Raw genomic sequence first — 13,873 nt, 5'->3', positions numbered from 1 at the left:
CCTAGTTTTTTATTTTGAATAACAACTGACAAGATCTACTTTATTGGACGGTTATCCAGCGTAATTCGGTAAATTCATCGATGCACGCTAGCCCCCCAAAACGCCCATATCCACTGGATTTCAGTCCGCCAAATGGCTTAGAAGGATCATCTTGAACGGTGGACGAATTGATATGGCAAGTGCCTGATTCAAGCCGTTCTGCAATATAGGTTGCTTTGTCGAGATCTTGGCTGAATATCGCAGCGGCTAGGCCATACTCGCAGTCATTGGCCAGCGTGATGGCTTCTTCGACATTTTCTACACGGTAGATACCAGCAATGGGGCCAAAGCATTCTTCCGAATACAGCCGCATCATTGGGGTGATACGATCAATTAATGTGGCATCAATGAATTGACCTTGAACGCGAGCACCTGTTAATAAGCGTGCTCCTTTATCCAATGCATCTTCTATTAGTCCTGAGAGTCGATTAGCAATGGACGGGCTTGCTACTGGGCCAAGTTGACAGCCTTTTTGAGACGGTGGCTGCGCAGTAATGGACTTAGCTCTTTGAACTAATCGACTAATAAACTCTTCGGCGATGGCTTGTTCGACGATGATCCGGTCCGTGGCCATACAAATCTGCCCTTGATTTAAAAAAGCTCCATGAATGACAGCGTTCGTGGCAAGCTCTAAATCTGCATCCTTTAGCACAATCACAGGAGATTTACCGCCTAGCTCAAGTAGACATCGTTTGACGTGCTCGGCAGCCATACCCGCTACAATGCGGCCTACACGAGTAGAGCCCGTAAAATTGATACGCCGCACGGCAGGGTTAGAAATTAAGCAGCGAAGAACGGCTTCAGAGTGTTCTGGGCGATTGTTTATGACATTTAAAGCCCCAGCAGGCAGCCCGGCCTCTTTTAGTAATAGTGCAATCAATAAATGTGTTTGCGGGGACATATCGGAGGCTTTAAACACCACCGTATTGCCAAAGATAAGGGGAAAGATTACTGCGCGCATACCAAGTGCTATCGGCGCATTCCATGGAGCGATCGCTAAGCAAACCCCGGCAGGTTGGCGTATTAAAAAGCTATTTTGGGAGTCTGCCTCGTCACTATCATGTTGACACCTTCTCGCTAAATCGATGGCGGCATCGATGACATCCATGGCAACGTTAAGATTAAAGTCAATCCAATCTTGGGCCGCGCCAATATCCTCTTGCATCGCAAGTGAAAAACGCTTTTTGTAACTCGGTAATAAGTCTTTCGCTCTATGGAAAATTTGGATTCTGTCGTCCAGTTCCATTTTGGACCAGGTGGCAAAGCATCGAGTGGCTGCGAACAGCATTTGTTGCGCGTCACAGGCACGTCCGTCTGCTACCTGACTGCTGACAGACTGAGTGGCGGGATTTAAACGTTCGAAATATTGCTGATCTCGAGCCGCTCTTAATTCTCCGTCGATAAACAACTCTACTACCGCGCTGCCCAGCTGCGCAGAGGTTGCTGACTGATCCATAAAACCACCTTACTCTTTATTACTGTTTTTATTGGGTGATGATGTTTTAACAGATTAGCAAGATGAGTAGCTTAAAATATTGTCGTTATGTGGGTTAATATTGTTAATTAATGGGTATTTTTGAGGGTGGAATGGTAGAGGATATCATCGGAGCATCGGTTCGATTTGCATCGTATCAGGCTGGATTGCAGTCACGGAGTTACAGCCTGAGTGATAGCGAAATGACAGGGTTCTATTACTTAGTATTGCAACAAAGTGGCAGATCCGTGATTCGATCTGATAGTGAGGAGTATGTCTTGCTTGACGCTTCCATGGCCATCCTCAATCTAGGGGCGGGAGCAAAGTTGGATCTAACCAGTGGTACACAGGTACGCTTGATTGGCTTTGAAGAGACGCTCCGTTCAATGATAATTGGGAGTGAAGTCGAAAGCACAAAGCTCAAGCAGTTACTGCAACAGCCTACGGTTCTAACTGTAGAACAACCATTGCTGGAAGCGACTATGCTGCCACTGTTTGGTTTGCTTGAAAAAGAGATTTGGCAAGAGAAAAACCGCTCACCAATGGTTATTTCTTCTCTTATACGCGTGTTGTTGATTCAGGCACAAAGAGTATTAGGGGAGAGCTCAAATGTGTCTTCTGATTCTAATGATGAAAGACTCGTGCAGCAATTTCAGCAACTGATAGAGGTGGCTTTTAAACAACGCCTTCCGCTCTCTTATTACTGTGAAAAACTGAATATGACCTATGACAGGCTCCATGATGTGTGTCGTCGCTCACAGGCCAAAACGCCCAAAGAGATGATCGACAGCCGAACACTGATGGAGGCCACTTATCGACTAAGAAAGCTACCCGACACAATTCAATCCATTTCAAATGAATTGGGTTTTTCTGATTCGAGTCAGTTCAGCCATTTTTTCAAAAAAACAATGCAGCAATCGCCTAAGCAGTATCGTCAGCTGTATCGAGAAAGCCAGCGCAACCTATCTAAAGAACAAGGCATCGACTTCTCCGATTGGCCCTAGTGTGGAGAGGCGCTTTTTGTGTGCTTTTTAACCTTATGTTTAGTAAAGAAATAGTTTAAAAAAATGGTTGCGCTTAGTGATTTTTATCCTATAATACGCCGCATCTTCTGACGCAGACAATTGTTTGTGTTGAGGTTAGGAGCGGTAGTTCAGTTGGTTAGAATACCTGCCTGTCACGCAGGGGGTCGCGGGTTCGAGTCCCGTCCGTTCCGCCACTTACTTTCATCAGTAAAGTAAGTAGCCTTCTTAAAGATGGGTGTGTAGCTCAGTTGGGAGAGCGTCGCCCTTACAAGGCGAATGTCGGGAGTTCGAACCTCTCCACACCCACCATCTTATGTATCATTTCTCGTTCTAAATTTTCTCCTGATTTTTATAAACTCTCATTTGCTAATGAAGCGTTAGCGGATTCATTCAGCCGTAATCTTTCACTACCAGTACGTTTTTGCAAGATACTCCTCACCGTTATTGAGGCTAAGGACGCATGGCTAGGGACCAGCTATTCAAAAATTGCGCTTTTTTATGCTGGTCTAGGTACAGTAATAACTCTGGACCAAGGCGAATAGGGTGGAAGTTGGTCGATTTTTGAAGTTGCTGTTCGGGATCATTATGAGAACCTAGCTGTCGATTAAGAGGCATGAGTGCAGTTTTTGTCGCAATGGTTATTTGCCCAGCTGGCGAACGTAAGTATCTAATAAAGGCTGCTGCTAGCTCTGGTCTAGTGGCATTTTTATGGACAAAAGCTGAGCGCAGAATGGCTAAGGTATAATCTTCTGGAACGATCACGCCAATATGCTCATTATTAGTGGCTTTCGCCATGGCATAAGAGCCTAAGAGGTTATAGCCAAACACCAAATCCCCCGTTGAAAGACGTGTCAGTAGTATTGAAGAGCAACAATGAATACTGGCTTTGGCACGCCCTAAGCTTTCCTGTAAACGTCCTGTAAGACTAAACGTCACTTCATCTTGTGATGCGACCAGATAGCCAAGACCTGAGCTACCCGCATCATAGGTGCCAATTCTATCCTGATAAAATGCGGCTTTTTCACGTAGTTGTTCTGCGAGGGCTTCATGGGTGTGTGGGATGGCCGTATTTTTAAAGGCTTCCTTATTGTAAACAAATACGATGGGTTCATAGGTGAAGCCAAAAAGTTCGTTACTCCATTGCGCCCACGGTTGATTAGGGGATACATCAGGCACGTCATAGACGGGTTGAGCAAAGCCATCATTGACCAATTTTACCTGTAAATCCGCAGCAGAGCTGATGACAACATCTGGAGCTGGCAAGCTTGGATTGAGTAGCTCATCAAATAGCTCTATCGTATTAAATTCTCGATATAGAACAGGGACGTCAGGATAAAGACTTTCAAATTCATGCAACATGGGGCGTATTGCGCTGATGTCAGTCGCGCTGTAAATACGAAGAACGGTGTCGTTAGCGAAAAGGTTGGCGACAAAAAAGAAGCTAATTAGACTAACTATTAAGCGATGCATTCGACGCCTCCGTTAACCGAGGTAATAAAAAGCAGACTGCTAGCCCTCCCAGCTCACTTTGAGACAACATAAGTTGGCCGTGATGAGAGATCGCAGCAGTTTGCGCGATGGCAAGCCCAAGGCCAGATCCTTGAGTGTTCGAACCCACTTTTACAAAGCGCTCCAATGCCCGCTGTCTTTGTTCTTCTGGTATGCCTGGTCCATTGTCTTCCACCCATAACTGACAGTTGGGCCCAGATGCTTTGAGGCTAATGCGGATAAGTCCGTGCGTTGCAGCATTTCCTGTGGAGCCATGGGCAACGGCGTTATCAATGACATTTCTTAGTGCTTCTTTAAGGACTATTTCATCGCCAAGTATTGCTACCTTTTCATGCGCCGCAACGTATTCAAACTCGATATCAGTATGGGCATAATCGCGCACCGCATGAGTAATCACTTCCTGCAAAATCACAGGTATGTCTAAAGGTATAAACTCTTGGCGATCCCCACGATGAACAATCGTGGCATGGACTAATAATTGGTTAGTTAAACGCGTCAGTTTGGTGTGATCTTGGTAGATGGCCTCGACGACGCTTCTATCGATTTTCTCGCTTTGGGAGGACAGTGCTATTTCAAGCTGGGCTTTGGTTGTTGCTTGAGCGGTACGAATTTGATGTGAAGCATCTGCGATAAAATCGCGCATGACCGCCAAAGCATCCAGCCATTGCTGTCGATAGTTATTAATCGCCTGAGTTAACGGGGCGACTTCCATTATCTTCGTGGCTGGCAGTTGTCCATTTTCCAGTGGTGATTGCGAAACAAGCTGTGATGACAACCAGCTGAGTGGGGTTAACGCACGATTTATGGCTAACCATAAAACCAATAAGGCAATGGCCATCACCGCCATTAGTGTTGTCAAAGCGGCGTAAAGTGTATCCCGCATTTGCGTGTCTCGAGCAATGGTGGTTTGCCCTAAAATGACGGTCACATTGCCAGCCACAGAGCGTTCACTCAAGCGTTTGTGGCGCACGATAAAGCGAACTTTTTGACCTTTATAGGTATGTAGTTCATAACGCGGTTGGTCCGCTGCGCGTTCTGTCATGCTTGGTTCTAGAGGCAGATCGGAATATCCACTTAGTAAATGACCGTTTGGACCGTAAATGCCATAGTAAATTTTGTCCTCAGGCGCTAGCTGCAAAATCTCAAAGGCGGAATAAGGGAGGTCAATATGCACCTGATTTTTGTCGACGTTAATGCCATCGAGCATGGTAACACTCGCGCTGGATAATAGACGATCGTAAGAATAGTCGGCACTTGTGTTGGCATAATGCCAAACCCCGACACTCAAGATGGCTAACACAGTGCACATCAATAAAGCTGTGCGCGTCAGCATTCTCTGTCTCAGGGAATACATCTGTGTTGGCGTGAGCTTTGCGAGATGATGTTTAATCATCGACATGCGCTAGATATCCCAAGCCGCGAACGGTCTTAATAATCAAAGTCGATCCTTGAATTTGCTTTCTGAGTCTTGTCAGAGTCTGCTCTACCGCATTGGGTGTATAGGCTTCATCAAAATTATACAGTCGATTTGCGATATCATCTTTCGTTAGCATCCTATCGAGATGCGTCAGAAAAAGTTCCAGCATCTGTACTTCGCGTGGGCGTAGTTCGATGATCTCATCGTCAATTTTTACGGTTTTAGTTGCGCTGTTGAAGCTTAAATTGCCGCATTGAATTTCATTATCAGACTTTCCTCGCTCCCGTCGAACCAGTGCTCGACAACGGGCAGCTAGTTCTCTTAAATCAAACGGTTTGACTAAATAATCATCCGCGCCTAAGTCCAGCGCGCTGACCCGATCGTCGATATCTGCACGAGCCGTTAGGATTAAAACGGGTAGCGGGTTTTTACGCGATCTCAACGACGATAGCAGCTCAAATCCACTTTTTCCCGGCAAGTTAACATCAAGAATCAGCATATCAAATTCATCGTGAGAGAGGATTAAATCGGCTTTTTCAGCACTGTGGACCCAGTCAATAGCGTGCCCATTATCAGTAAAATAGTGAACGATAGAGTTTGCTAACCCTTCGTTGTCCTCGGTGAGTAAAACACGCATAGAGAGACTCTTTTTATGGCTTGTCAGGTTGATGTCAGTTTCGGTGCTTACTTTTACCTTACTGCGATCTTCAGCGCAGAACAATAACAACAAATGCGGAGCTTTTATAATGAAGACTTTCAAAAAATCCCTACTGGCCCTTTCACTGATAGGCATGACATCGATGGCTTCAGCCTATGAACCATCGAAGCCTACCTGCATCGCCCCAGCCAAACCAGGCGGTGGTTTTGACCTGACATGTCGAGTGGTTTCCACTGGTTTCGAGCGGGCACATTTGCTTAATGCACCGATGGCTGTGAAATTTATGCCCGGTGGTGTAGGTGCGGTTGCTTACAACCATATCAACAAGGTGAACCCAGATGATGGTGACGCACTGGTCGCTTTCAGCTCTGGTTCGCTGTTGAATCTAGCGCAAGGCAAATTTGGTAAAGATCTAGACGAAAATGATGCCCGTTGGGTCGGCACCGCCGGTGTTGATTACGGCGCGATCATGGTGTCTTCAGATGCGCCGTGGCAAACACTTGGCGAGCTGGTGGAAGATATGCGCAAGGATCCATCAGCCTTTGTATTGGGTGCCGGTGGTGGTGTGGGTAGCCAAGACTGGATGAAAGCTGCCATCTTGATGAAGGCATCCGGTATCGATCCTAAGAAAATGCGTTACGTGGCCTACGAAGGCGGCGGTGAAGCGGTTGCTGCATTAATGGGTGGACATATCAAGGTTTATCCCGGTGATATCGGCGAAATGAAAGGCCAGCTCGATGCCGGCAAAGTACGTGTTTTGGCGGTCATGTCCCCAGAACGTTTAGAGGGTGAGTTTGCCTCAATCCCTACTGCTCATGAGCAAGGATACAACGCTGAATGGACCATCATGCGTGGCTACTACTTGGGGCCAAAAGTATCGGATGAAGCGTATCAATATTGGTCAAACAAATTTGCCGAAGCCTACAAAACAGAAGGCTTTAAGCAAACGGTTGCGGAGAAGGGCTTGATGCCATTCTACATGCATGGTGAAGCCTTGGACGAGTATGTAAAAGTGCGAGTTCAAGACATGCGTGAATTAGCAAAAGCTGCTGGCTTGCTTAAATAACTAATGGGGCTTTATATGTTTGACCGCCTATTTGCTGGCGCTCTGTTATGTCTGTCTGGGCTTATTGCCTGGACAGCATTTCATTTTGAAGTGCCATTTCAGTATGAACCGCTTGGCCCCAAGGCCTTCCCCCTGATTTTGTCCGCAGTACTTGGTTTTTGTTCGGTTTGGCTGCTCGTTAAACCAAGCGCTAACAAATGGGCGCCTACCGGAGCTGTTTTGATAAAGCTCTTAAGTGGTGTCGCATTAATGACGGGTTACGCTTTCTTGTTTGAAAAAGCAGGGTTTATAGTATCGACGGCAATTGTTGGCACAGTATTTTGCATTCTGTTTGGCGAAAAGCCAGTACGAGCGATCATGTACTCAGTCATTTTAAGTGTCGTTAGTTACTTTGTGATGAAACATCTACTGCAGTTAAACGTACCGATTGGTATGTTATTCGGAGGGTAAAAATGGAGACGCTCGGATTTTTAGCGACGGGCTTTTCGGTTGCCCTCGCGCCAATGAATTTGGCATTAGTTTTAATCGGTTGTTTTGTCGGTACGCTTATCGGGTCTTTACCTGGAATTGGTCCGATTAATGGTGTCGCTATTTTGCTGCCATTGGCGTATGCGATGGGGTTTCCGCCTGAGTCTGCCCTGATCCTACTGGCTGGTGTGTATTACGGAGCAGAATACGGTGGCCGTATCTCCAGTATCTTGCTAAACGTTCCCGGTGATGCTGGGGCGATTATGACGACTTTGGACGGTTACCCTCTGGCGCAAAAAGGCGAGGGTGGTCGAGCGTTGGCATTATCAGCGGTGGCCTCTTTTGTGGGTAGTATCGGTGCACTGATTTTAATCGTACTGTTTGCGCCAATGCTAAGCGACCTTGCATTGAAATTCGGCCCTAGTGAGTTTGTTTGGTTAATGACGTTCGCATTTACCTGTCTTGCGACGATGGTGGGAAGCCGACCACTAAAAACCACCATTGGTGTGGTGATTGGTCTGTTGCTAGCGACCGTTGGTGTGGACTCAGGTACCGGTTTCCTGCGCTTTACTATGGACATTCCAAACTTTTTCGATGGCGTTGATTTCTTGGTGGTGGTCATCGGGATGTTTGCGATCAGTGAAGTATTGGTGTTGCTAGAAAGCTGGTTACGCAACGATATGAAAATGACGCCGGTTGGCAAAAGCTTTGTATCCATCAGCGATTTGCTTGCGGTGAAATGGGTGGTGTTACGCTCTACTTTAATTGGCTTTGTCATTGGTGTTTTGCCTGGAACAGGGGCATCCATTGGTAGTGCAGTGGCCTATGGTACGGAAAAGCGCTTTGCGGAAGGCAACGATGATCAGTTTGGCAAAGGGGACATTCGTGGTCTTGCAGCCCCAGAGGCAGCCAATAATGCCTCCGCTGCAGGCTCAATGTTACCGATGCTGACCTTGGGGATTCCCGGCAGCGGTACCACGGCGATTCTACTGGGTGCCTTATTGATGTTTAACATCACACCGGGGCCGCTATTGTTCGAACAGCAACCAGAAATCGCATGGGGTCTGATTGCATCGATGTTTGTGGGTAACCTAGCCTTATTGGTAATGAACTTGCCACTGATTGGTATGTTTGTTCGATTGCTTTCTATTAAGCAGTCTTACCTAGTGCCTATTATTGTTATGTTGACCTTCATTGGTATCTACTCAATTCATGGCGATAGCTTCGATCTTTACTTCATGGTTGTGCTGGGGGTATTTGCGTTTATTCTTCGTAAGCTAGGGTTCTCTTTGGCGCCAGTCATACTTGGCCTAGTGCTTGGTGAAGTGTTGGAGGATAACCTACGTCGAGCACTCTCTATTAGTGGTGGGGACTGGGGGATCTTATTTAATGGTCCGATTACTATCACGTTAGCAATCGCAACCTTGCTTGCTTTGGTTGGGCCATTTGTCATGAAGACGTTAAAAAAACGCTGAGTAAATCGATAGGTTCAGACAAAAGCCACCATGGGGTGGCTTTTTGTTTTTGAATGAATGGCGGCTTGTTGAGCGGGGCGCTTTCGTAGTTCTTGCTAGACAAGCTCGCTAAACCTATGTCTTAATACTGTTTATTTAGCCAGTATTTTTCTATGTCTAGTCCTGTTCATTCGCAAAGGAAGATCATTCATATAGATATGGATGCCTTTTTCGCATCGGTAGAGATGCGTGATCAGCCGGAGTATCGTGATATACCACTGGCGGTAGGGGGTAGTGAGCGTCAAAGAGGTGTCATTAGTACCTGTAATTACGAGGCTCGAAAATACGGCGTGCGCTCTGCCATGTCCACGGCTTGGGCAAAGAAACTGTGTCCTCATCTCACTGTTGTCCCCGGGCGGATGCAGGTCTATCGCGAAGTGTCCGCTAAAATTCGTAACATCTTTGCCCGTTATACGGAGTTAATCGAGCCCCTTTCCTTGGACGAGGCTTATCTTGATGTAACCCATTGTCAGCAATTACACGGCTCGGCTACTTTGATTGCTGAAGCCATTCGTCATCAGATTCGCACTGAACTCAACTTGACTGCGTCGGCTGGCGTCGCTCCAGTGAAGTTCCTCGCCAAGATTGCTTCTGATATGAATAAGCCCGATGGTCAGTTTGTGATTACCCCACAAGAGATGCAAGGTGTGATTGATGAGCTGCCATTAGAGAAGATTCCTGGGGTAGGTAAGGTGAGCTTGCAGAAGCTGCAAAAAGCGGGCTTTTATGTCTGCTCGGATATTCGAAACACTGATTATTTGAAGTTAGTGCGGCAATTTGGCCGTTTGGGCGAATCCCTCTGGCATCGAAGTCATGGTATCGATCCACGTGAAGTGACACCTCATCGTCAGCGTAAATCTGTTGGCGTTGAAAGAACCTTTGCAAACAATATTTCTAGCTTTGAGGAATGCTGGCAAGTGATCGAGCACAAGTTGTTTCCTGAGCTTTATCAACGCTTGGGAAAAGCCTCGCCGGACTATGCTATTACAAAACAAGGGATCAAAGTGAAGTTCGCTGACTTTCAGTTGACCACGATTGAGCATGTTCACAGTTATTTGGATCATGCGTATTTTCATGATCTATTAAAGGAAGTGTTAACTCGACAAAACGGTCGAGAAATTAGATTGTTGGGATTACACGTCATGTTGAAATCCGAAGAGGAAAGCAAGCAGCTTCAACTCGATCTTTCTTAGTTCGTCTTTTTTACCGCGCAAATTCAGCCTGTCCCTATAAATTTTCTAAAAAAGTGTGCCTGTCCCTGTTTTGACACTGACTCTAGTATGAAGCAGTCATTTTGAGTGGATATGAGGTAACAACATGGGCTTGGATCTGGTAACTGTCTGGTCAATCGTTTTGGCGCTTGGGTTGGCGCTGTACGTGTTATTGGATGGCATGTATTTGGGGATCGAAATGCTGCTTTTAAGTGCTCGTAAGTCATCTGAGCGTGAGGAGATGATAGGCAGTTTAAAACCGTTCAATATCGGTAATGCTGTCTGGCTGATGCTATGTGTGGCTGGCTTTATCGTAACCTTTCCTTTGGCCGGTTCAGTATTTTTGCAAGCATTTTGGCTACCGTGTTTACTGATGTTATTCGGTTTTCTACTTCGTATCATAGCGACAAAATGTTTGTCTAAGGCTCCGAGCGGCCATCAAGGTCCTTGGGGATTTTGTTTAGGTTTTGGCTCAGTGCTAGCAACGTTTTGTCAAGGCGCGTTGATCGGAGCATTCATGCAAGGCGTCTTGGTGGAAGACTCCCGCTTTGTCGGTAGTGTTTGGGATTGGCTGAGTTGGTTTAGTGCTCTAACAGGTATCACCTTGATCCTAACTTACCTAGTACTTGGCGCAACAGGACTCTTGATGCCGCCTGCTCTGAATAAAGACATGAAGCAGAAAATGCGCCATTACTCACATCATCTACTAGTTTGGTTCGGTTACGCGATCGTGGCTGTGCAGTTGATCACGCCTTTTCTAACGGACGCACTTAGGGAACGTTGGTTGGGCTTGCCTAACTTCTTCTACATGGGGTTTGTCCCCATGCTTGGTTTAATGGCGTACGTGTGGGTCTATTATGTTATTCGTTTTTCAACGTGGAAGGTGTGGCCATTTAGCGTGTTCTTAATTTTTTTAGGGACGGTGTATTTCACGCTTATTATCAGCCTTTGGCCTATGGTGCTTCCAGCCGAGCTAACGATCCATAATGCTGCTGCATCAGAGTCTACCTTGAGGCTTGCTTTGTGGGGCTCGGCGATAGCCTTGCCTGCGCTCATGGTTTATTTATATCGATCTTATTGTGTGTTTTATAAGAAAGGCTCTGAAGACAATTCCGGGAGAGCGTTTAAGTCTCAAGCACTGTCTTGAAAAACGGACAATGCCTAGGTTTACTCTCATCGATCAAAAGCTAGCCAGCAGCCTGAGTGACATTGCATTCAGGCTACTGACCTGTAGACGGAAGGTCTGATTCTAAGGCATTCCTACACAAGGAAGCTGTAAATCATTCATGTATTGTTCGGGGGCGTTTAATCACTCGTTTTACAAAGCGGCGCTGTACGGTTTTTAAGCTGCTGTTAATTAAAGAATTATTTTTAAGAAAGTGGTTGCGTTCAATAAAAGTTTCCCTATAATACGCTCCATCTTCTGACGCAGACGATTGTTTGTGTTGAGGTTAGGAGCGGTAGTTCAGTTGGTTAGAATACCTGCCTGTCACGCAGGGGGTCGCGGGTTCGAGTCCCGTCCGTTCCGCCACTTACTTTCATCAGTAAAGTAAGTAACCATCTTAAAGATGGGTGTGTAGCTCAGTTGGGAGAGCGTCGCCCTTACAAGGCGAATGTCGGGAGTTCGAACCTCTCCACACCCACCATCTTTATATCTTAGATAAATCTCTCTTAATTCCATACTTATTTCAAAGCGTGCTTTGTTACACGAATTGTCTCATTTATTTCGAATGCCATTTTTCACCTTTTTAAACGTATTTCTCGTGTGATTTTGAAGTTCGTACTAAAAGCCGTGCCCCTATAGTTTTCTTTTTTCGGTTACCTTGTTTTACCTCATTGGCTTCTCTCGCTCTCTGCTAATTTGAGCTTTGATTGCAGATTGTAATATTCATGAAGTCCATGCCATCAGCTCCCATGACGTTTACTATTGCCGTATTCGTGACGCCAAATGAAAAATTGTGATCATTAAAACGCCCAGTCTTTGCTGGGCTTTTTTGTCTGTATGCTCTTGTGCAACCTAGGCCTATACGTCAAATGACGTATAGGCCTAGTGCATTTAGCGCATACCTGTTTGTCCTTATTTTTTGAATACTGATTACACAGATAAAGGGGGTGGGTATCTCCACTAGATGTCCCTGAGTCGATACATAATCAACATCACAAAGGACGACACGCAACATGAAAATCAAATCTCTTGCAGCCGCAATTGCGCTTTCAGGTGCAACCTTCATTGCAATGCCTTCGATGGCAGCGGACGACACAATTAAAGTCGGTGTTTTGCATTCCTTGTCAGGCACGATGGCCATCTCTGAAACCACATTAAAAGATACGGTTTTAATGATGGTAGAAGAGCAAAATAAAAAAGGCGGTTTGCTTGGCAAAAAGCTGGAAGCAGTTGTGGTTGACCCTGCGTCAAACTGGCCTTTGTTTGCAGAAAAAGCGCGTGAGTTGATTACTGAAAAAGACGTAGACGTCATCTTCGGCTGCTGGACTTCAGTATCTCGTAAGTCTGTACTACCTGTTATTGAAGAGCTTAATGGCTTGATGTTCTACCCAGTGCAGTACGAAGGTGAAGAATCGTCTAAAAACGTGTTCTACACAGGGGCGGCACCAAACCAGCAAGCAATTCCAGCGGTTAACTACCTAAAAGACGAGTTAGGTGTTGAGCGTTGGGTGTTAGCGGGTACGGACTACGTTTACCCACGTACCACTAACAAAATTCTAGAAGCCTACCTAAAAGACATGGGAGTCGCAGAAGAAGACATCATGATCAACTACACACCTTTCGGTCACTCTGATTGGCAGTCGATCGTAGCAGACATTGCTAAATTTGGTTCCGAAGGTAAGAAAACCGCAGTAGTGTCGACCATCAACGGTGACGCTAACGTACCTTTCTACAAAGAGCTAGGTAACCAAGGCATCTCTTCTGAAGACATCCCAGTGGTGGCTTTCTCTGTGGGGGAAGAAGAACTTTCTGGCCTAGACACAGCGCCATTAGTGGGCCACTTAGCGGCTTGGAACTACTTCCAGAGCGTTGAAACGAAAGAAAATGAAGAGTTTATCACGCAATGGAAAGCCTTCACTAAGAACCCAGATCGTGTAACCAATGACCCAATGGAAGCGACTTACATTGGCTTCAACATGTGGGCAAATGCGGTTAAGAAAGCGGGCACGACTGACGTGGATGCGGTTGAGCAAGCGATGATTGGGCAAGAAACACCTAACCTGACGGGTGGTGTGGCGGTGATGAACAAAAACCACCACTTGAGCAAGCCAGTTCTAATCGGTGAGATCCAAGACGACGGTCAGTTTGAAACCGTATGGAAAACAGAAGGTGTTGTGCCAGGTGACGCTTGGTCTGACTTCCTGCCGGGCTCAAAAGACTTAATTGCTGATTGGACGGACCCAGTAAAGTGCGGCAACTACAACACGGAAACGAAAACGTGTTCGGGTCAGAACTACTAATCTGACTGCCTCCCAGGGTTAAAACTT

General features: G+C 46.2%; 11 protein-coding genes and 4 tRNA genes. 11 read left to right on the top strand and 4 right to left on the bottom strand.

The features are described 5' to 3' along the window. Positions 1-40: 40 nt before the first annotated feature. Entirely contained in the window at positions 41-1,495 is a 1,455-nt protein-coding gene (locus tag ASC49_RS09860) for an aldehyde dehydrogenase (RefSeq protein WP_055463074.1), read from the bottom strand. A gap of 110 nt (positions 1,496-1,605) precedes the next feature. Here ASC49_RS09860 and ASC49_RS09855 point away from each other — a divergent pair, with 110 nt between their 5' ends. The 3 genes from ASC49_RS09855 (at position 1,606) to ASC49_RS09845 (ending at position 2,847) form a co-directional block, all read left to right on the top strand. Continuing rightward, on the top strand, positions 1,606-2,517 hold the full coding sequence (locus ASC49_RS09855) for an AraC family transcriptional regulator (protein ID WP_082443791.1): 912 nt from the start codon (positions 1,606-1,608) through the stop codon (positions 2,515-2,517). Positions 2,518-2,655: 138 nt separating this feature from the next. Then, positions 2,656-2,732 (top strand) — tRNA-Asp (locus ASC49_RS09850). 39 nt (positions 2,733-2,771) lie between these two features. Continuing rightward, positions 2,772-2,847, top strand: a tRNA-Val gene (locus ASC49_RS09845). A 141-nt stretch (positions 2,848-2,988) separates the two neighbouring features. Here ASC49_RS09845 and ASC49_RS09840 read toward each other — a convergent pair. From ASC49_RS09840 to ASC49_RS09830, 3 genes are read right to left on the bottom strand one after another with little or no spacing between them, the layout of a single operon-like run. Beyond that, complete coding sequence (locus tag ASC49_RS09840) at positions 2,989-4,008, bottom strand: ABC transporter substrate-binding protein (RefSeq protein WP_055463072.1); 1,020 nt, start codon at positions 4,006-4,008, stop codon at positions 2,989-2,991. Continuing rightward, a complete protein-coding gene (locus ASC49_RS09835) occupies positions 3,989-5,380 on the bottom strand; it encodes a sensor histidine kinase (protein ID WP_055463071.1) in 1,392 nt (463 codons plus the stop codon). Before ASC49_RS09835 ends, ASC49_RS09840 begins: the two co-directional genes overlap by 20 nt. A 52-nt stretch (positions 5,381-5,432) precedes the next feature. Beyond that, complete coding sequence (locus ASC49_RS09830) at positions 5,433-6,224, bottom strand: response regulator transcription factor (RefSeq protein WP_245624683.1); 792 nt, start codon at positions 6,222-6,224, stop codon at positions 5,433-5,435. Here ASC49_RS09830 and ASC49_RS09825 point away from each other — a divergent pair. The 8 genes from ASC49_RS09825 (at position 6,211) to urtA (ending at position 13,846) form a co-directional block, all read left to right on the top strand. After that, positions 6,211-7,188 carry a Bug family tripartite tricarboxylate transporter substrate binding protein gene (locus tag ASC49_RS09825; protein ID WP_055463069.1) on the top strand — a complete coding sequence of 326 codons (978 nt, stop codon included), beginning with the start codon at positions 6,211-6,213 and terminating at the stop codon, positions 7,186-7,188. The two genes, ASC49_RS09830 and ASC49_RS09825, sit on opposite strands and share 14 nt — an antisense overlap. A 15-nt stretch (positions 7,189-7,203) precedes the next feature. Continuing rightward, the gene (locus ASC49_RS09820) at positions 7,204-7,638 is read left to right on the top strand and encodes a tripartite tricarboxylate transporter TctB family protein (RefSeq protein WP_055463068.1); all 435 of its coding nucleotides are present in this window, start codon (positions 7,204-7,206) and stop codon (positions 7,636-7,638) included. 2 nt (positions 7,639-7,640) lie between these two features. Further along, positions 7,641-9,131 carry a tripartite tricarboxylate transporter permease gene (locus ASC49_RS09815; RefSeq protein WP_055463067.1) on the top strand — a complete coding sequence of 497 codons (1,491 nt, stop codon included), beginning with the start codon at positions 7,641-7,643 and terminating at the stop codon, positions 9,129-9,131. Positions 9,132-9,283: 152 nt separating this feature from the next. Further along, positions 9,284-10,363 carry a DNA polymerase IV gene (gene dinB, locus ASC49_RS09810; protein ID WP_055463066.1) on the top strand — a complete coding sequence of 360 codons (1,080 nt, stop codon included), beginning with the start codon at positions 9,284-9,286 and terminating at the stop codon, positions 10,361-10,363. A 124-nt stretch (positions 10,364-10,487) separates the two neighbouring features. Beyond that, entirely contained in the window at positions 10,488-11,528 is a 1,041-nt protein-coding gene (locus ASC49_RS09805; protein ID WP_055463065.1) for a cytochrome d ubiquinol oxidase subunit II, read from the top strand. 307 nt (positions 11,529-11,835) lie between these two features. After that, positions 11,836-11,912, top strand: a tRNA-Asp gene (locus ASC49_RS09800). Between the two features lie 39 nt (positions 11,913-11,951). Continuing rightward, a tRNA-Val gene (locus ASC49_RS09795) sits at positions 11,952-12,027 on the top strand. Between the two features lie 532 nt (positions 12,028-12,559). Then, positions 12,560-13,846 (top strand): urea ABC transporter substrate-binding protein, encoded by a 1,287-nt coding sequence (urtA, locus tag ASC49_RS09790; protein WP_055463064.1) that lies wholly within the window; start codon positions 12,560-12,562, stop codon positions 13,844-13,846. Positions 13,847-13,873: the final 27 nt, after the last annotated feature.

The sequence above is a fragment of the Marinomonas fungiae genome (genome assembly GCF_001418205.1).
In the GTDB taxonomy this organism is placed as follows: Bacteria; Pseudomonadota; Gammaproteobacteria; order Pseudomonadales; family Marinomonadaceae; genus Marinomonas; species Marinomonas fungiae.
Note: the sequence above shows the minus strand (reverse complement) of the source record. Positions and strands in the feature narration are given on the sequence as shown.

Bases quoted from the DNA above. Each gene is read 5' to 3' on its own strand.
- ASC49_RS09860 (WP_055463074.1), bottom strand. From the start codon at position 1,495: ATGGATCAGTCAGCAACCTCTGCGCAGCTGGGCAGCGCGGTAGTAGAG.
- ASC49_RS09855 (WP_082443791.1), top strand. From the start codon at position 1,606: ATGGGTATTTTTGAGGGTGGAATGGTAGAGGATATCATCGGAGCATCG.
- ASC49_RS09840 (WP_055463072.1), bottom strand. From the start codon at position 4,008: ATGCATCGCTTAATAGTTAGTCTAATTAGCTTCTTTTTTGTCGCCAAC.
- ASC49_RS09835 (WP_055463071.1), bottom strand. From the start codon at position 5,380: ATGCTGACGCGCACAGCTTTATTGATGTGCACTGTGTTAGCCATCTTG.
- ASC49_RS09825 (WP_055463069.1), top strand. From the start codon at position 6,211: ATGAAGACTTTCAAAAAATCCCTACTGGCCCTTTCACTGATAGGCATG.
- ASC49_RS09820 (WP_055463068.1), top strand. From the start codon at position 7,204: ATGTTTGACCGCCTATTTGCTGGCGCTCTGTTATGTCTGTCTGGGCTT.
- ASC49_RS09815 (WP_055463067.1), top strand. From the start codon at position 7,641: ATGGAGACGCTCGGATTTTTAGCGACGGGCTTTTCGGTTGCCCTCGCG.
- dinB (WP_055463066.1), top strand. From the start codon at position 9,284: ATGTCTAGTCCTGTTCATTCGCAAAGGAAGATCATTCATATAGATATG.
- ASC49_RS09805 (WP_055463065.1), top strand. From the start codon at position 10,488: ATGGGCTTGGATCTGGTAACTGTCTGGTCAATCGTTTTGGCGCTTGGG.
- urtA (WP_055463064.1), top strand. From the start codon at position 12,560: ATGAAAATCAAATCTCTTGCAGCCGCAATTGCGCTTTCAGGTGCAACC.